Source organism: Bosea sp. BIWAKO-01 (genome assembly GCF_001748145.1).
In the GTDB taxonomy this organism is placed as follows: Bacteria; Pseudomonadota; Alphaproteobacteria; order Rhizobiales; family Beijerinckiaceae; genus Allobosea.
This window is the reverse complement of sequence record NZ_BCQA01000001.1, coordinates 5150006-5166633: the sequence shown is the minus strand read 5'-3', so window position 1 is coordinate 5166633 and position 16628 is coordinate 5150006. Positions and strand designations below refer to the sequence as shown.

At 65.7% G+C, this 16628-nt stretch carries 17 protein-coding genes; 16 read left to right on the top strand and 1 reads right to left on the bottom strand.

Going from position 1 to position 16628, the window contains the following annotated elements:
* The 14 genes from BIWAKO_RS24185 to BIWAKO_RS24125 all read left to right on the top strand — a co-directional run bounded on the left by BIWAKO_RS24185 (nucleotide 1) and on the right by BIWAKO_RS24125 (nucleotide 13577).
* A complete protein-coding gene (locus BIWAKO_RS24185; protein ID WP_069880824.1) occupies nucleotides 1–2715 on the top strand; it encodes a sensor histidine kinase in 2715 nt (904 codons plus the stop codon).
* A complete protein-coding gene (locus BIWAKO_RS24180; protein WP_069880823.1) occupies nucleotides 2712–3407 on the top strand; it encodes a response regulator in 696 nt (231 codons plus the stop codon). Before BIWAKO_RS24185 ends, BIWAKO_RS24180 begins: the two co-directional genes overlap by 4 nt.
* A gap of 189 nt (nucleotides 3408–3596) precedes the next feature.
* Complete coding sequence (locus tag BIWAKO_RS24175) at nucleotides 3597–3911, top strand: 2Fe-2S iron-sulfur cluster-binding protein (protein ID WP_069882739.1); 315 nt, start codon at nucleotides 3597–3599, stop codon at nucleotides 3909–3911.
* Nucleotides 3911–4267 (top strand): DUF2849 domain-containing protein, encoded by a 357-nt coding sequence (locus BIWAKO_RS24170; RefSeq protein WP_069882738.1) that lies wholly within the window; start codon nucleotides 3911–3913, stop codon nucleotides 4265–4267. The genes BIWAKO_RS24175 and BIWAKO_RS24170 overlap by 1 nt, the downstream gene beginning before the upstream one ends.
* A 3-nt stretch (nucleotides 4268–4270) precedes the next feature.
* Entirely contained in the window at nucleotides 4271–5941 is a 1671-nt protein-coding gene (locus BIWAKO_RS24165; protein ID WP_069880822.1) for a nitrite/sulfite reductase, read from the top strand.
* Nucleotides 5928–6437: a DUF934 domain-containing protein gene (locus BIWAKO_RS24160; protein ID WP_069880821.1), complete on the top strand. Its 510-nt coding sequence runs from the start codon at nucleotides 5928–5930 to the stop codon at nucleotides 6435–6437. Before BIWAKO_RS24165 ends, BIWAKO_RS24160 begins: the two co-directional genes overlap by 14 nt.
* Before the next feature lie 75 nt (nucleotides 6438–6512).
* Complete coding sequence (locus BIWAKO_RS36100) at nucleotides 6513–6680, top strand: hypothetical protein (protein ID WP_176733396.1); 168 nt, start codon at nucleotides 6513–6515, stop codon at nucleotides 6678–6680.
* Nucleotides 6677–8137, top strand: a complete 1461-nt coding sequence (cysG, locus tag BIWAKO_RS24155; RefSeq protein ID WP_069880820.1) for a siroheme synthase CysG — start codon at nucleotides 6677–6679, stop codon at nucleotides 8135–8137. Before BIWAKO_RS36100 ends, cysG begins: the two co-directional genes overlap by 4 nt.
* 251 nt (nucleotides 8138–8388) lie before the next feature.
* On the top strand, nucleotides 8389–9423 hold the full coding sequence (locus BIWAKO_RS24150) for a sulfate ABC transporter substrate-binding protein (protein WP_069880819.1): 1035 nt from the start codon (nucleotides 8389–8391) through the stop codon (nucleotides 9421–9423).
* On the top strand, nucleotides 9383–10273 hold the full coding sequence (gene cysT / locus BIWAKO_RS24145) for a sulfate ABC transporter permease subunit CysT (RefSeq protein WP_074471610.1): 891 nt from the start codon (nucleotides 9383–9385) through the stop codon (nucleotides 10271–10273). Before BIWAKO_RS24150 ends, cysT begins: the two co-directional genes overlap by 41 nt.
* Nucleotides 10266–11141 carry a sulfate ABC transporter permease subunit CysW gene (gene cysW, locus BIWAKO_RS24140; RefSeq protein ID WP_084651757.1) on the top strand — a complete coding sequence of 292 codons (876 nt, stop codon included), beginning with the start codon at nucleotides 10266–10268 and terminating at the stop codon, nucleotides 11139–11141. Before cysT ends, cysW begins: the two co-directional genes overlap by 8 nt.
* Before the next feature lie 12 nt (nucleotides 11142–11153).
* Entirely contained in the window at nucleotides 11154–12200 is a 1047-nt protein-coding gene (locus BIWAKO_RS24135) for a sulfate/molybdate ABC transporter ATP-binding protein (RefSeq protein ID WP_069880816.1), read from the top strand.
* A 70-nt stretch (nucleotides 12201–12270) separates the two neighbouring features.
* Nucleotides 12271–12708, top strand: a complete 438-nt coding sequence (locus tag BIWAKO_RS24130; RefSeq protein ID WP_069880815.1) for an OsmC family protein — start codon at nucleotides 12271–12273, stop codon at nucleotides 12706–12708.
* On the top strand, nucleotides 12705–13577 hold the full coding sequence (locus BIWAKO_RS24125; protein ID WP_069880814.1) for a sulfurtransferase: 873 nt from the start codon (nucleotides 12705–12707) through the stop codon (nucleotides 13575–13577). The genes BIWAKO_RS24130 and BIWAKO_RS24125 overlap by 4 nt, the downstream gene beginning before the upstream one ends.
* Nucleotides 13578–13657: 80 nt before the next feature.
* On the opposite strand, the gene BIWAKO_RS24120 is transcribed toward BIWAKO_RS24125, so the two are convergent.
* A complete protein-coding gene (locus BIWAKO_RS24120) occupies nucleotides 13658–14248 on the bottom strand; it encodes a class I SAM-dependent methyltransferase (protein ID WP_069880813.1) in 591 nt (196 codons plus the stop codon).
* A gap of 341 nt (nucleotides 14249–14589) precedes the next feature.
* On the opposite strand from BIWAKO_RS24120, the gene BIWAKO_RS24115 reads away from it, so the two are divergent.
* Entirely contained in the window at nucleotides 14590–15270 is a 681-nt protein-coding gene (locus BIWAKO_RS24115) for a response regulator transcription factor (protein ID WP_069880812.1), read from the top strand.
* The gene (locus BIWAKO_RS24110) at nucleotides 15267–16625 is read left to right on the top strand and encodes a sensor histidine kinase (RefSeq protein WP_371332212.1); all 1359 of its coding nucleotides are present in this window, start codon (nucleotides 15267–15269) and stop codon (nucleotides 16623–16625) included. The genes BIWAKO_RS24115 and BIWAKO_RS24110 overlap by 4 nt, the downstream gene beginning before the upstream one ends.
* The last annotated feature ends 3 nt before the right edge of the window (nucleotides 16626–16628 follow it).

Genomic DNA, 16628 nt, shown 5'->3' with positions numbered 1-16628 from the left:
ATGACTGCAGACGAGACCAGATTCCGGGAGCAGGGACGCCCCGATCCCGATGCCCTTCTGGCGCAGGCCGGCCGCAAACGCGGCCGGCTCAAGATTTTTCTGGGCATGGCTCCAGGCGTCGGCAAGACCTACGAGATGCTGTCCCAGGGCCGCCGCGCCCAGGCCGAGCATGGCGAGGTCCTTGTCGGCGTGGTCGAGACCCATGGCAGGCGCGAGACCGAGGCCCTGCTCGATGGGCTCGAGGTCATGGCGCGCCGGCCGATCGAGCATCGCGGCCGGACCTTGCTGGAATTCGACCTCGACGCGGCGCTGGCCGTCAAACCGCGCCTCCTGCTCGTCGACGAATATGCTCATTCCAACGCTCCCGGCAGCCGCCACCCGAAACGCTGGCAGGATGTCGAGGAACTGCTCGAATCCGGTATCGACATCTGGACAACGCTGAACGTCCAGCATCTGGAGAGCCTCGTCGACGTGGTCTGGAAGATCACCGGCGTACGCCAGCGTGAAACGGTGCCGGACAGCGTCCTCAGCCGGGCGGACGAGATCGAGCTGATCGACATCACTCCGACCGAACTGCGCCAGCGCATGGCCGAGGGCAAGGTCTATCTGCCCGAGACGGCGCGGCTCGCCGCCGACAATTTCTTCAAGCCTGAGAACCTGACGGCGCTGCGCGAACTGGCCTTGCGCCGCGCCGCCCAGACCGTCGACGACCAGCTCAGCCAGGCGATGAAGCGTGCCGGCGTCGAAGGCCCCTGGGCGGCCGGCGAGCGCATCCTGGTCCTGATCGGGCCGGACGCCATGGCGAGTTCGCTGGTGCGCGCGGGTCGGCGCCTCTCCGACATGATGATGGACGCGCCCTGGACGGTGGCACATGTCGAGCGGCCGAACCGCGTCGAGCCGGATTCCGCTCGTGGCCGCAGCCTGTCGGAAGCGCTCAAGCTCGCCGAACAGCTCGGCGCAGCCAATGTCGTGCTGACCGGCGACGATCTCGTCGCCACCGTGCTGGACTATGCCAGGCGCAACAACGTCACCCAGATCGTCGTCGGCAAGTCGCACCGCCGGGGCTGGCGCGCCTGGTTCCACCGGTCGCTGGCGCCAGCCCTGCTCGAGGCACAGAACGGCGCGGCGCTGCACATCATCACCGAGAGCGCGTCCGGGCCTGCCGTCCCATCATCACCCGTTCCGAAGCGCGCGCTGCAGTGGGGCGGCCACCTGGCCTCCGCAGCGCTGGTTGGCGGCACGATCCTGATCGGGGAGATGATCCAGAACCGTGTCGAGAATGCCAATCTCGCCATGCTGTTCATGGTCAGCGTGCTGATATCGGGGCTCGCATTTGGTCTCTGGCCAGCCGTCACGGCGGCAGCCTTCGCCGCGGTCGCCTATAATTTCTTCTTCCTCGAGCCGCTGCTGAGCTTCTGGATCGGCCATCCCGCGGATGTCCTAACATTCCTCGTCTTCTTCGCGGTGGCGATGACGACGGGGGGCCTTACAGGGCGGGTCCGGGATCAGGCCAGGGCCACCGCACGACGAGCCTCGGCAATCTCCGCATTGCTCGCCGCGAGCCGGCGGCTGTCGGGAGCCGCGCGCAAGGAGGATGCTGCCACGATCCTGGCCGAGCAGCTTTCGGCCGCGACGTCCGGTAAAGTCGTCGTCTTCCTGCCCCATGGCGAGGAAATCGCTGCGGCGGCCGGAGCGCCTGCGCTCGAAGCGCTCAGCACAGCAGACATGACCGCGGCACGCTGGACCTGGACGCGCGGCGAGCCGGCCGGTGCCGGCACCGGCACCTTGCCCAATGCTGCCTGGACGTTCCGCGCGTTGCAGGGCGTGCGTTCGCGCTCGGGCGTCGTCGGGTTCGAACCCCAGGCGCTGCTCGACGCCGAGAACGAACGCTTCGCGCTGGCGCTGCTCGATCAGGGGGCGATCGCGCTGGAGCGGGCCGAGCTGGCCGCCGCGGCCGTCGACGCGGAGGCGCTCCGCCGCAGTGATCGGCTGCGCTCGGCGCTGCTCAACTCCGTCAGCCATGATCTGCGCACGCCGCTGGCGACGGTGCTGGGATCGGCAACGACGCTGATCGACTTCGGCAAGACGGTCGAGCCCGCGGTGCGCGACGACCTGATGCTCTCGATCCGCGAGGAGGCCGAAAGGCTTAATCGCTATGTTGGCGACCTGCTCGATATGTCGCGACTGGAAGGCGGAGCGCTGGTGACGCGCCGTGACTGGACGGATGTGCGCGACGTGATCGCCGCAGCGATCGAGCGCGTCTCGCGTCGCCTCGGGCACCGCCGCGTCCAGCGCGATTTTCCCGCTGCGCTTTCGGCCGTACGGGCCGACCCCGGCCTGCTCGAGCAGGCTCTGGTCAACATCCTGGAAAATGCCATCACCTATAGCGAGGACGGCTCGCTGATTGAGACGGCGGCCTATGAGGACAGAGGCAATGTCGTGATCTCGATCGAGGATGAGGGGCGCGGTATCCCCACCGCCGAGCTGGAACGCGTCTTCGAGAAGTTCCGCAGGCTCGAGGAATCGACCGACCGTGGCGGGGAGCGCGGCAAGGGCGCAGGCCTCGGCCTCGCCATCTCCAAGGGCTTCGTCGAGGCGATGGGCGGTCGGATCGCAGCCGCGAGCCCGATCCAGGACCGTCCGGACGGAACTCCGGGCGGCACCCGCATCCTGATCAGCCTGCGCAAGGACAGCGCGCCCGGAGCAACGACATGACAGCCTTTCGCCCGCGTATCCTCGTCATCGACGATGAACCGCAGATCCATCGCTTCCTGGCTCCCGCGCTTGATGCCGCCGGCTATGAGCCGGTTCGCGCCGATGATGCCGCAGCCGGCCTGCGCGAGCTTGCACGAAAGCCGCCGGATGCGGTGGTGCTCGACCTCGGTCTGCCCGACATGGACGGCAAGGAAGCGCTGGCCAAGGCGCGGGCCTTCTATGACGGCCCGGTGATCATCCTCTCGGCGCGGGATCGCGAGACCGAGAAGATCGATGCGCTCGATGCCGGCGCCGATGACTATGTCGAGAAGCCCTTCGGTGTCGGCGAATTGCTGGCGCGGCTGCGCGTGGCGCTGCGCCACCGCATCGAGCGTCAGGGCGCCGACGCGGTGATTCGCTCGGGCGCCGTCGAGATCGACCTCGTCAATCGACGCGTCAGCCGCAACGGAACGCATGTGAAGCTGTCGCCAAAGGAATACGACCTGCTTGCCTCGCTCGCCGGCGGCAATGGCCGGGTGCTGACCCATCGCCAGATCCTCACTGCGGTCTGGGGCCCGGCGCATGAGCACGATGTGCAGTATCTTCGCGTCTTCGTCGGCCAGCTCCGCCAGAAGCTCGAGGAAGACCCCACGAGCCCAAAACTGATCGAGACCGAGCCCGGCGTCGGTTACCGGCTCGGCGGGCTGGTCTAGCGTCACAGCTAGCGCATGGCAGCCTTGAGAGGATTATTTCGCCCCCGCCCCTTCTGCAGGTGCGGCGAAGACAAAAATCCTCCTTTTCAATGGGAATAAGAAAAAACACGCTACCAGACGTGAATTGAACCAGCTGCCGCGCTGCCGTATTTGAGATGTTCGGAATAGCGAACAGGGTGAGCGGTGAAGGTGGCCATTCTCAACGTCATCGACCGGCAGGGTCAGCCCCATGAACTCGAGGCCGTCGAAGGCTGGCGGGTTATGGAAATCCTGCGCGACTATCGCGTCGGGATCGAAGGTGTCTGCGGTGGTTCCTGCGATTGCGCCACCTGCCATGTCATCGTCGCGCCGGAATGGGCAGCACGCCTGCCCGAGCCGCGGGAGGATGAGATCGACGCGCTCGACACGCTGCCGCTGATCGAACAGACCTCCCGGCTGTCCTGCCAGATCATCTGGTCCGATGATCTCGACGGCCTGACGCTGACCCTGGCGGAGGCTGCGTGATGGCTGCTGCTCCCAAGCGCCCGCCCCTTCCGGCAATCCTTCTCGCCAATGATCTGCTTGATGGCGACGTCGTCTTCGCTTCGGTTACCGCCGCCGGTGCGCTCGCCTGGACGCGCGATCCCACACTGGCGCTGCTCGCAGCCGATGACGCGGCCGCAGCGCGGTTGGAGGCGTATGCCGTCAGCGAATTCGCAGCCCAGCATGTCGTCGATGCCTACCTCGTCGATGTCTCGATCGAGGCCGGCGGGCCGGTGCCACGGCATTATCGCGAACGCATGAAGACGCTCGGACCGAGCAACCGTCCCGATCTCGGCAAGCAGGCCGGGGACGGTATCGCAGCCGAGCGGAGGGCCTGAGACATGTATCGCTACGATGAATTCGATGCGCGCTTCGTCCGCGAGCGGGTCGCCCAGTTCCGGGACCAGGTCGGCCGCCGGCTCAATGGTTCGCTGACCGAGGACGAGTTCAAGCCGCTGCGGTTGAAGAATGGTGTCTACCTGCAGCTCCACGCCTATATGCTGCGCATTGCAGTGCCATACGGAACGCTGTCGTCGCGCCAATTGCGCCAGCTTGCCCTGATCGGCGAACGCTATGACCGCGGCTACGGCCATTTCACGACGCGCCAGAACCTGCAGTTCAACTGGCCGAAACTGCGTGACATCCCGGAGATCCTGGATCTCCTTGCCGATGTCGAGATGCATTGCATCCAGACCTCGGGCAATTGCATCCGCAATGTCACCGCCGATCATTTCGCCGGCGTTGCTCAGGACGAGATCGAGGACCCGCGCCCGACCGCCGAACTGATCCGGCAATGGTCGAGCCTGCATCCCGAGTTCAGCTACCTGCCGCGCAAGTTCAAGATCGCGGTGACAGGGGCCGAGCATGACCGGGCCGTGATCAAGGCGCATGACATCGGCCTGCGCCTGCGGCGGCACCCGGACACCAATGCCGTCTCCTATGAAGTCAGTGTCGGTGGCGGCCTCGGCCGCACGCCGATGATCGGCAAGGTGGTGCGCGATTATCTGCCCAAGGCCGATCTCCTCGCCTATCTCGAGGCGATCATGCGGGTCTATAATCTCGAAGGCCGCCGCGACAACAAGTACAAGGCCCGCGTCAAGATCCTGGTCCACGAGATTGGCGTCGAGGAATTCACGCGGCGCGTCGAGGAGGAGTTCGCCCGGCTCGACGGTCCCTCCGTCAACGCCGACCCCGCGGAGGTCGCGCGCATCGCCACCTATTTCACTCCCCCGACCTACGAGGTCCTGCCCGCCGTCAGCCGCGTGCTGGAGGCGACCAAGGCCACAAACCCGACCTTCGCGCGCTGGGTCGAGGTCAACACAGTGCCGCACAAGGCTCCTGGCTATGCGGCGCTGACCATTTCGCTGAAGCCGATAGGCCAGGCGCCTGGCGATGCGACCTCGGAGCAGATGCGGCTCGTCGCCGACCTGGCCGAGCAGTATTCGCATGACGAGTTGCGCGTTACCCATGCGCAGAACCTCGTCCTGCCGCATGTGCGCCAACGCGATCTCTTTGCAATCTGGCAGAAGCTCGGCGAAGCGGGCCTGGCCTCCGCCAATGTCGGGATGATCACAGACATCATCTCCTGCCCCGGCCTCGACTATTGCGCGCTGGCGACAGCCCGCTCGATCCCGATCGCCCAGGCCATCCAGCATCGCTTCGCCGATGCCGAGCGTCAGCGCGAGATCGGCGAGCTGAACATCAAGATTTCCGGCTGCATCAATGCCTGCGGCCATCACCATGTCGGCCATATCGGCATTCTCGGGCTTGAGAAGCGCGGCATCGAATCCTACCAGATCACGCTGGGTGGCGATGCGACCGAGAACGCGGCCATCGGCGAGATTCTTGGTCCCGGCCTTGCTGCCGAGGACGTGCCTGATGCGATCGAACGCATCGTCAATGTCTATGTCGAGGCGCGTCAGGGGAACGAGAGCTTCATCGATGCCGTCCGCCGGCTCGGCCTCGGACCTTTCAAGGCCGCATTCCAGGAGGTCGCCCATGCTGTTGCTTGATCGCTCCGGCACCAAGACGGATGTCTGGACGCGCAGCGAAGGGGCCGCCATCGACAACCTCTCGCATGCCCTCGTCGACTGGGAGGCATTGCCGGAGGCGCTGCGGCAGAAAGCCCGTGACCAGCGCATCGGCGTGACCGTGCCCAATCATATCCGCATCGCCGAGCTCAAGCTCGTCCTGCGGCAGCTCTCGCTGGTGAGCGTTGCCTTCCCGGCTTTCTCGGACGGGCGCGGCTTCAGCCTGGCCAAGCTCATTCGCAACCATGGCTTTACCGGGACCTTGCGCGCCACTGGTCCCTTGATCGCCGACCAGTTCGCCTATGCGCTCTCATGCGGCTTCGACGAGATCGAATTGCCGGAGACGAGTGCAGCGCGGCAACCGGTCGAGCAATGGCTGACCGCGGCCGACCGGATCAGCCATGGCTACCAGCGCGGCTACGGCGACAACCGCAACATTCTTGACCAGCGGCGCGCGGCCCGCGCTGCAGCAGGTTGATCCATGGCCAGGTTCTCGCAGAGCGAGGCAGGCCGCCAGCGCGCCCATGAGGGTGAGGATTTGAGGGAGGACTGCATGGACGGCGACCTGTTGCGCGCGATTCCGCCTCGCCCCTATGAGCGCTGGTTCGATATTTGCTTTCGGCTTATCATCCTTGCGCTTGCCGGATTCTGGTTGTTGATGCCGCCGGCCGGCGCACCGGATCGACCGGTTGACCTGAAGGCGGCAGAAACCACGCGATGACGCAAAGAGCGCCCGAATCGACGACTGCGCGCCGCATCGAGCGGCTGGCGACGTTGCCGCTGTTCCACAAGCTGGACGGGCGCAAGGTGGTGCTCGCAGGCACCGGCGAAGGCGCGCTTTGGAAGGCCGAGTTGCTCGCCGCGTCGGGAGCCGCCCTCCTCATTCTTGCCGGCGAAGACACGGACCTGTTCGACAGCCTCGTCGCAGATCCTCCCGCGGCCGAGATCACCCTGCGCAGCCGCGGCTGGCAGCCAGATGACTTCGCCGACGCTGCGCTGGCCATCGGCGAGATCGACGAGGACGAGGAGGCACGCGCCTTTGCGGCCGCCGCACGGCAGGCCGGCGTGCCGGTCAATGTCGTCGACAAGCCGGAGTTCTGTGACTTCGCCTTCGGGTCGGTCGTAAATCGGTCCCCGCTGGTCGTCGCGATCTCGACCGACGGCGCCTCGCCCGTCTTCGGCCAGACCATCCGCACCAAGATCGAAGCCTTGCTTCCGGCCGGTCTCAAGGACTGGGCGCAGGCCGCCAAGGAATGGCGGCCGGCAGTTCAGGCCCGCGACCTGCCCTTCGCGCTGCGTCGTGCCTTCTGGGAGAAATTCACCCGCCGCGCCATGGCGGAACCGGACCGCGCGCCGCAACTCCACGACGAAGCGGAGCTCTTTACCGCACTCGACCGGCTCGAGAGCAGCCATCAGGGCGCAGGACGGGTCACGCTCGTCGGTGCAGGTCCCGGCGATCCGGAATTGCTGACCCTGAAGGCGATCCGCGCGCTGCAGAGCGCCGACATCATCCTCTATGACGATCTCGTCTCCACGGGCGTGCTGGAATTCGCCCGCCGCGAGGCCAAACGCATGCTGGTCGGCAAGACCGGCTATGGTCCCTCGGTCAAGCAGGACGACATCAACACGCTGATCGTTTCGCTCGCGAGCCACGGCAAGCATGTCGTGCGGCTGAAGGGCGGAGATCCCGGCATTTTCGGCCGCGCCGGCGAGGAGATCGATGCCTGCGCCCGGGCTGGTATTCCCGTCGTCATGGTGCCCGGCATCTCGGCGGCTCAGGGGGCCGCGGCGTCGCTCGGCCTCTCACTGACCCACCGCGATCATGCCAGGCGGCTGCAGTTCGTGACCGGCCATGCCCGTACGGGGACGCTGCCGGCGGATCTCGACTGGCAGGCGCTGGCCGATCCCCATGCCACGACCGTGATTTATATGGCGCGAAACACCCTGGCTGCTTTCCGCGAGCAGGCGATTGCCGCAGGGCTTGCGCCCGAGACGCCGGCGATCGCAGTGGTCGCCGCGACGCAGCCCGGCGAAGCGCGTTTGCGCGCAACGATCGCCACCCTGCCGGAGCGGCTTGGCGAGTTGCCGCCCAAAGGGCCGTTGCTTGTGCTGATCGGACGCGCGCTCGAAGGTGTTGCAGCCGAGGCGCTCGATCTGCAGACTCTGCGCAGCGCCTGATCGGCCGATCGAATCGGCTGGCGCCCGATATGCGGGTTTGGGTCCGGCCCCGCCTTAACGACGCGATTGCCGCATCTGCCTTGGAACGCCTTGAAAGGAGAGACGTTTTCTCCTGACGAGGCAAAGTTTGGAAGGGGCCACCTGCACCGGTAGGTTGAGGAAAGACTGCCAATTCAGTACGCTTTGTTTGTTATTCAGAACGGTTGCCCGCTCATATGAGCTGACGGCATTGATCTCGACGGAGCACTGACATGACGCGAGAGCGCATTCGCCGGATAATTCACGCAGCCCTGATCGTCGGCGCTTTTTCCATCTGCTTCGGTATCGTCAGCGGCGCTCGCGCCCAGAGCGAGTTGCTCAACGTCTCCTATGATCCGACGCGCGAGCTCTACCGCGCCATCAACGCCGCCTTCACCGCCGAGTGGCAGCAGAAGACGGGGCAGAAGCTGACGATCCGCCAGTCGCATGGTGGTTCGGGCGCCCAGGCCCGCACGGTGATCGACGGGCTCAATGCCGACGTGCTGACATTGGCGCTGGCCGGCGACATCGACGCCGTTGCCGAGCGCTCGAAGAAGATCCCGCTCGACTGGCAAAAGCGCTTGCCGCAAAACTCCTCCCCCTACACCTCGACGATCGTGTTCCTGACCCGCAAGGGCAACCCCAAGGCCGTCAAGGACTGGGGTGACCTCGCCAAGCCCGGCATCAGCGTCATCACCCCGAACCCCAAGACGTCGGGTGGCGCACGCTGGAACTATCTCGCGGCCTGGGCCTGGGCCGAGAAGGCCTATGGCAAGGACGAGGCGAAGGTGCGTGACTATATCGCCGCCGTGCTGAAGAACGTGCCGGTACTCGACACGGGCGCTCGCGGCTCGACCACGACCTTCGCCCAGCGCGGCCAGGGTGACGTCTTCCTATCCTGGGAGAACGAGGCCTTCCTCGTGCTGCAGGAATTCGGCGCCGACAAGTTCGATATCGTCGTGCCCTCGCTCTCGATCCTGGCAGAGCCGCCGGTGACGATCGTCGACGGCAATGTCGATGCCAAGGGAACGCGTGCCGCGGCCCAGGCCTATCTCGAATTCCTCTATACGCCGGCTGCACAGGCCATCATCGCGAAGAACTTCTACCGGCCGCGCAACACGGAAGCCGCGGCACCTGAGGACCTCGCGCGTTTCCCCAAGCTTGAGTTGATCACGATCGACACCGTTTTCGGTGGCTGGACCAAGGCACAGAAGGATCATTTCGCCGATGGCGGAACCTTCGATCAGCTCTACAAGCCGGCGCGGTGACTGCGTGGCGGTAACGGCCAGCTCCTGGCGGCAGCCCAGCATCCTTCCCGGTTTCGGGTTGTCGCTGGGCATCACGATCAGCGCCCTGTCGCTGATCGTGCTCATCCCGCTCGCGGCTCTCTTCCTCAAGGCGGCAAGCGCTGGCCCTGCCGATATCTGGGCAATCATCACCTCGGCCCGCACCCAGGCCGCCCTGAGGCTGTCCTTTGGCGCTGCCCTGTTTTCCGCGATCCTCAACGCCATCTTCGGGCTGATCATCGCCTGGGTTCTGGTGCGCTATCGCTTCCCCGGCCGGCGGCTGCTCGATGCCGCAGTCGACCTGCCCTTCGCATTGCCGACCGCTGTCGCAGGCATCGCCCTCGCCTCGATCTACGCGCCGAACGGCTGGATCGGCGCCCTGCTGGCTGCCTACAATATCAAGGTCGCCTATACCCCTCTCGGCGTCATGGTGGCGCTCGTCTTCATCGGCCTGCCCTTCGTGGTGCGGACCGTCCAGCCGGTGCTGGAGGAAGCTGATGCGGATATCGAGGAGGCCGCCGCGTTGCTGGGCGCCAGCCGGTTGCGCACCATCTTCAGGGTCATTCTGCCCGGCATCGTGCCGGCGTTGCTGACCGGCTTCGTCCTCGCCTTCGCGCGTGCCGTCGGCGAGTACGGCTCGGTGATCTTCATCGCGGGCAACGTGCCGATGTTTTCCGAGATCGCCCCGCTGCTGATCGTGATCCGGCTGGAGCAGTTCGACTATGCCGGTGCTTCCGTCGTCGCGACGATCATGCTGATCGTCTCCTTCGCAATGATCCTGGCGATCAATGGAATCCAGTCCTGGAGCCGCGGGAGACTGGGGCATGTCTGACGCGCCTCTACCGGCCGCCGTCTACAGGACCGACCGCGCGCTGCGCGACGGCTTCTGGATCCGCGCTCTGCTTTTGACCCTGGCGCTGGGCTTTCTGGTCCTGTTCCTGTTCCTGCCGCTGATCGCGGTCTTCGTCGAAGCCTTCGCGAAGGGATATGGGCTCTTCCTCGAAAGCATCACGGAGCCCGATGCGCTGAGCGCCGTCCGCCTGACCCTGCTGGTCGCCGCCATCGCGGTGCCCTTCAATCTGGTCGTCGGCGTCGCCGCCGCCTGGGCCATCGCCAAGTTCGAGTTCCGGGGAAAGAGCCTGCTGATCAGCTTCATCGACCTGCCGTTCTCGGTTTCTCCAGTGATCTCGGGCCTGGTCTATGTTCTGCTCTTCGGCGCGCAGGGCTTTCTCGGCCCCTGGCTCAAGGCCCATGATATCGAGATCATCTTCGCGCTGCCCGGGCTGGTGCTGGCGACGATCTTCGTCACCTTCCCCTTCGTTGCGCGCGAGCTGATTCCGCACATGCAGGCGCTCGGCTCCAGCGACGAAGAGGCGGCCCTGACGCTGGGCGCCTCGCCCTGGCGCACCTTCCTGACCATCACGCTGCCGAACGTGAAATGGAGCCTGTTCTATGGCGTGCTGCTCTGTAACGCCCGCGCCATGGGCGAGTTCGGCGCCGTCACGGTCGTGTCCGGCCGGATCAGGGGGCTGACCACGACGATGCCGCTGCATGTCGAGATTCTCTACAATGAATACAACAGCGTCGCTGCCTTCGCCGTCGCCTCGCTGCTGGCAGGGCTGGCACTGGTGACGCTCGCCCTCAAGACCTATCTCGAATGGCACTTCGCGGATGCGATCTCCGCCAAGTCGCGCCATTGACGGAGGCTACCAATGTCCGTTGCCGTGACCATCGAGAGCGTCCAGAAGACCTTCTCGAACTTTCCTGCCCTTCGCGGCGTTTCGCTCGACGTGCAGCCCGGCGAACTCGTCGCGCTGCTCGGCCCATCGGGCTCGGGCAAGACCACGCTGCTGCGGCTGATCGCAGGGCTCGAACAGGCCGATGATGGCCGCGTACTGTTCGACGAAACCGATACGCGCCGGCTCAGCCTGCGCGAGCGGCGGATCGGCTTCGTCTTCCAGCATTACGCGCTGTTCAGGCATATGGACGTCGCGGCCAACATTGCCTTCGGCCTCAAGGCCCGGCCGCGGAGCGAGCGGCCAAGCGCGAGCGAAATCTCCAGGCGCGTCAGCGAACTGCTCGAACTTGTCCAGCTCGGCGGCCTCGAGCGGCGATTCCCGACACAGCTGTCAGGTGGCCAGCGCCAGCGCGTCGCACTTGCCCGCGCGCTCGCCATCGAGCCGCGCGTGCTGCTGCTCGACGAACCCTTTGGTGCGCTCGATGCCAAGGTCCGCAAGGATTTGCGCAGCTGGCTGCGCGACCTTCACAGGCGCACCGGCCACACCACCCTCTTCGTCACCCATGACCAGGAAGAAGCGCTTGAGCTGGCCGACCGCGTCGCGATCCTGCACGACGGGCGGCTGGAGCAGGTCGGTTCGCCCGACGACGTCTATGACCATCCAGCGACGCCCTTCGTCTGCGAATTCCTGGGGGAAGCCAACAAGCTCCCTGTCGAGGTCGTCGGCGGGCAGGCCTTCTTCGGCAACCGCCCAGTCCTCGGCGGCTTGCAGCAGAACCAGGGCGGGGCGGCCTCGCTCTATGTCCGGCCGCAGCATATGCGCATCGTTGACGATACGCCGCTCGCGCTGCCCGGCGTGGTCGAGGATTTGCGCCGCAACGGGCCGCTTCGGCGCGCCGAAATCGCCGTTGAAGGCCTGATCAGGCGGATCGATGTCGATCTCGCAAGCCAGGTCGCACCGGCCATCGGCGAACGGGTGCGCTTGCGGATCACCCATGGCAGCCTGTTCGCCGCGGCGTGACGCCACCCTCGCCTCATCGCCACCGACCGTTTAAGTCTTTCGCCGAGTCAGGCTTTGAGAGGACACGACGATGAAAGCACGGGCAAGCTGGGTCGAGGGCATGGCCTTCATGGGTGAGGCCGGCAGCGGCCACGCCGTCGTCATGGACGGCGCTCCGGAATATGGCGGGCGCAATATCGGCATCCGGCCGATGGAGATGCTGCTTATCGGATTGGCAGGCTGCACAGGCTTCGATGTCGTCTCGATCCTCAAGAAGGGCCGCGAAGCTGTCACGGGTTGCGAGGTCGAAGTCGAGGCCGAACGCGCGACGGAAGACCCGAAGGTCTTCACGAAGATCCATCTCTCCTATCGCGTGACCGGCCGCGGGCTGGCGCAGGCCAAGGTCGAGCGCGCCGTCACCTTGTCGAAGGAAAAATACTGCTCCGCCTCGATCATGCTCGGGGCGACGGCCGAGATGAGCTACGCGCTCGAAGTTGTCGATGAACTGCAGCAGGTGGCGGCGGAATGAGCGAAACCTTCTCCGGACTGATCACGCCCGAGGCCCTGGCCCCGCGCCTGGCCGACGGCAACCTCGTCGTTCTCGACATCCGCTCATCGGTCGATGGCGGCGGAAGGGCGGCCTATGAGGCGGGACACGTCCCAGACGCCGTGCATACCAACTACGTCGCCGACGGCTGGCGCGCCAAGGTCGGCAATGCACCAGGCATGCTGCCGCCGCTCGATCATCTGGCAGGGCTGGTCGGCAGCCTCGGCATCAAGCCGCATGATGATGTCGTCATCGTACCGGCGGGCGTCAGCGCGACCGATTTCGCCGCAGCCGCGCGGGTCTACTGGACCTTGAAGCTGATCGGCCATGGCCAGCAGGCCATTCTCGACGGCGGCTTCCGCGCGTGGAGCGCCGACCCGTCGCGACCGATCGAGCCCGGTCCATCTGCGCCAAAGCCGGCCGGGCCTTATCCAGTCGTAGTGCAGCAGCGGCTGCGCAGCACCGCCGATGCCGCCCTGGTCGCCTCGAAGAGCAGGCTCGCGACACTGGTCGACGCCCGGTCGGCGAGCTATTTCGAGGGCCGCGAGAAGGCTGCGGAAGCGACGCGCGCGGGGCATATTCCAGGCGCCATTTCGCGTGACTACGCAGAGGCCTTCGATCTCTCGACCGGTCGCCTGAAACCTGCAGGCGATCTGTCCTCCCTGTTCTCCGGCGTGCCGAACGGACCGGCAATTTCCTATTGCAACACCGGCCACACCGCAGCGCTGAACTGGTTCGTGCTCTCCGAGCTTCTGGGGAACGACGAGGTTTCGCTCTATGATGGCTCGATGACGGATTGGACGCAGGATCTCGAGCGCCCGGTTGCAACGAGGGATAATCAGGCGGCCTGATGACGCCGAGCGGAGGCGCGCCTTGATGCGCGCCTCCGCTCGCTCGTCCCCTGCCTGAAGCCAGTGGTCGTTCGAGCCTTTCAGACGTGCCTCGACCGCGAGGGCCTATGCCGGGCAATCCGATACACGGCTGCCGGCGGGATGTTGCGCAATGTCGAGCCGATCCGTGTTGCACGAAGGCCGAGGCGATCCAGGATTGGCTTCGGGATGGGGCAGCGCGTCGTATAGGTGAACTGATAGAAGGCGCCGCCCGGCCGCAAATAGCCAAACGCGCCCCTCAGAATGGCGATGACCTTGCGCGGCGGCATCGAGAGCACGGGAAGGCCGCTGATCACGGCGCCAGCTCCTCCTGCTTCGTAGAGAGCCGCTTCGCGAATGCGTGAAGCGTCCATCCAGCGCACACGGGCCTCGGGAAAGCGCATTTCGAGCAACCGTGCAAAATCCGATCCGAACTCGACGAGGATCAGGTCGTGCTCGGGCACACCCCGCCTGATGAGTGCCTGGGTAAATGCGCCGGTTCCCGATCCAAGCTCGATGACAGGCCCGGTTTCCGGCGTGATTTCCTGTGTGATCAGATCCGCCAGGGCCGTGCCCGACGGCGTCACCGAAGCGACACGCAGCGGCGCACCGATCCAGGCGCGGAGAAAGGACCAGTTGTCGGAGGCCAGCATACCGGCTCTCTGTCCGGAGGCGTCTTCATGCGCAACGCGGAGGCTTCGCCCGGCGCTGGGCGGCAATCTCGATGACATGTGCAGTCCATCCCAGTGGCGGCCACCGCAACGGTTGAGCGGGCCCGGAGCTTCGGTGAGTGCACCGCTCCGTTTCGCGGCGCCGTCGGGACCGATCCCACGACTGGGTTGAGCCTGCCTGTCATGCGGCCCCGTTAAGGACCGCCAGGCTCGACGAAGCCGCGGCGAGCTCTCCCGGCTGCGGCCGGGACCGGCCTGCCATGCAAGGTTGGCGCAATCCGCAGTCGATAGGCGGTTCCCCCTGAGGAGCGGGAGATTCCGCCTTGCGCATCTTGTTGGTCGAGGATGAGCCGGCAATGGCTTCAGCCCTGCGCACTGCGCTGACCCGTCAGGACATGGTCGTCGACCATTTGCCGACCAGAGCGGATGCAGAAGCAATGCTGAGCGAAAGCTGCGGCATCTATGATGCAGTGCTGCTCGACCGCCAGTTGCCCGATGGCGACGGCCTGGATCTGGTGCGAAAGCTGCGGGCAAAGGGCGATACGGTGCCGGTCCTCATGCTGACGGCGCGCGGGGACCTGAACGACCGGGTCGCGGGTCTCGACCATGGAGCCGATGACTATCTCGGCAAGCCCTTCGCCTTCGAGGAACTTCTGGCGCGCCTGCGCGCACTCCTGCGCCGGCCCTCCGGCATGCGTTCCGATACAGTGCGGATCGGTCGCCTTTCCTTCGATTTCGTCCACCGCGAGACCCGCGTGGTAGGCCAGATGCTCGCTATGCCGCGGCGCGAATTGCTGGTGCTCGAAGCCCTGATGCGCCGGATGGGGCGAATGGTCTTGCGAACCTTCCTGATGGAGGCCGTGTTCGGTCTGGATGACGAGATCCAGTCCAACGCGCTCGACACCCATGTCTCTCGCCTGCGCCGCAAGCTGGCGGAAGCCGATGCCGGCGCGACGATCGATGGGATTCGCGGAGTAGGCTACCTCATCCGCGAAGCCGCCTGACGATGGATGGCGGGCATTCCCTCAAACGCCGGCTGATCGGGCGGCTCATGGCGTTCCAGGCTGCCGCCATCATGCTGATCGTCGCTGGCTTGTTCGCCACAGGGGCGTTGTTCGATTTCTCATCGGTCGAGAGCACCATCGAAACCCTGCGAGGCGCGGTGGCGCGCGGACCGACCGGCAAGTTGGTGCTGCGGCCCACGCGCCAATTGACCCGGATGCGGGCCTCGAATCCAAATCTCTGGTTCGTCATACGCGACCGTACGGGCCACCGCGTGTCCGAGGGAGCCGTCCCCGCGGATTTCAGCCAGCTCGGCGACAGCCTCGATCACATCGGCCAGGCCCGCCTCGGCTGGAATATCGGCGATCCTCCCCGCGCCACGGCACGCATCAGATGGGTCAGCAGCGCAGCTGGCGAGGTTCAGGTCGTGACGGGCACGGAGACCCGGGCGTCGTTCTATCTTGTGGCCCTGGGCATGAGCCTCGTGTTCCTCAAGGAGGTTCTGCCCGTTCTCGCCGTCATGGCGGTCGCTGCCCTCCTCGTCACTCCGCTGGTGGTCCGAGGCGCCTTGGCTGGATTGGGCAGGGCAGCAGAACAGGCCGGACGCATCGAGATCGACCGACGGGGCGTTCGCTTGCCCCTTGATGACGTGCCGGTCGAGATCGCGCCGCTGGTCACGGCGGTGAATGCCGCCCTTGTTCGTCTCGACAGGGGCTACGAGCAACACAAGCGCTTCCTCGCCGCAGCCGCGCATGAACTGCGGACACCCGTCGCCATTCTCAATACGAGGCTGGCATCCCTGCCGGCGGGAGAAGAGAAGACGCGCCTCCTCCAGGATGTTGCGCGCCTGGCGACCATGATGGAACAGCTTCTGGACCTCGAGCGGCTTGATCAGCAGACCGATACGTTCGCGCCCATGGACCTCAACGCGATTGCGAAGCGGGTCGTGGTCGACCTCGCCCCCCTGGCTTTCGCTGCAGGCTATCAGATGGAGTTCAAGCCTGAGGGAGATCCAGTCACGGTCATTGGAGATCCGCTATCGGTCGAGCGGGCCCTGACCAATCTGGTTCAGAACGCGATCGAGCATGGCGGCCGGGCTGGAACGATTGCCGTTCGCGTCGGTCACTCCGCGATCATCGATATCCAGGACGAGGGATGCGGCATTCCACGCGAGCAACGCGAGCGTGTCTTCGAGCCCTTTCAGAGGCTTCATGCGCAAAGCCGAGGCTCGGGCCTCGGCCTCAATCTCGTTCGCGAGATCATGCATCGTCACGGAGGCGAGGTGCTCGCGCTTGATTCGGCATCGGGCGGTGCCTGTCTCAGGATGGTCTTCCCCCAGCCAGGCCTGGCCGCCTGAGCA

What these genes read in the sequence shown, in the direction of transcription:
- BIWAKO_RS24185 (WP_069880824.1), top strand. Translation starts at nt 1, where the DNA reads ATGACTGCAGACGAGACCAGATTCCGGGAGCAGGGACGCCCCGATCCC.
- BIWAKO_RS24180 (WP_069880823.1), top strand. Translation starts at nt 2,712, where the DNA reads ATGACAGCCTTTCGCCCGCGTATCCTCGTCATCGACGATGAACCGCAG.
- BIWAKO_RS24170 (WP_069882738.1), top strand. Translation starts at nt 3,911, where the DNA reads ATGGCTGCTGCTCCCAAGCGCCCGCCCCTTCCGGCAATCCTTCTCGCC.
- BIWAKO_RS24165 (WP_069880822.1), top strand. Translation starts at nt 4,271, where the DNA reads ATGTATCGCTACGATGAATTCGATGCGCGCTTCGTCCGCGAGCGGGTC.
- BIWAKO_RS24160 (WP_069880821.1), top strand. Translation starts at nt 5,928, where the DNA reads ATGCTGTTGCTTGATCGCTCCGGCACCAAGACGGATGTCTGGACGCGC.
- BIWAKO_RS36100 (WP_176733396.1), top strand. Translation starts at nt 6,513, where the DNA reads ATGGACGGCGACCTGTTGCGCGCGATTCCGCCTCGCCCCTATGAGCGC.
- cysG (WP_069880820.1), top strand. Translation starts at nt 6,677, where the DNA reads ATGACGCAAAGAGCGCCCGAATCGACGACTGCGCGCCGCATCGAGCGG.
- BIWAKO_RS24150 (WP_069880819.1), top strand. Translation starts at nt 8,389, where the DNA reads ATGACGCGAGAGCGCATTCGCCGGATAATTCACGCAGCCCTGATCGTC.
- cysT (WP_074471610.1), top strand. Translation starts at nt 9,383, where the DNA reads ATGGCGGAACCTTCGATCAGCTCTACAAGCCGGCGCGGTGACTGCGTG.
- cysW (WP_084651757.1), top strand. Translation starts at nt 10,266, where the DNA reads ATGTCTGACGCGCCTCTACCGGCCGCCGTCTACAGGACCGACCGCGCG.
- BIWAKO_RS24135 (WP_069880816.1), top strand. Translation starts at nt 11,154, where the DNA reads ATGTCCGTTGCCGTGACCATCGAGAGCGTCCAGAAGACCTTCTCGAAC.
- BIWAKO_RS24130 (WP_069880815.1), top strand. Translation starts at nt 12,271, where the DNA reads ATGAAAGCACGGGCAAGCTGGGTCGAGGGCATGGCCTTCATGGGTGAG.
- BIWAKO_RS24125 (WP_069880814.1), top strand. Translation starts at nt 12,705, where the DNA reads ATGAGCGAAACCTTCTCCGGACTGATCACGCCCGAGGCCCTGGCCCCG.
- BIWAKO_RS24120 (WP_069880813.1), bottom strand. Translation starts at nt 14,248, where the DNA reads ATGCTGGCCTCCGACAACTGGTCCTTTCTCCGCGCCTGGATCGGTGCG.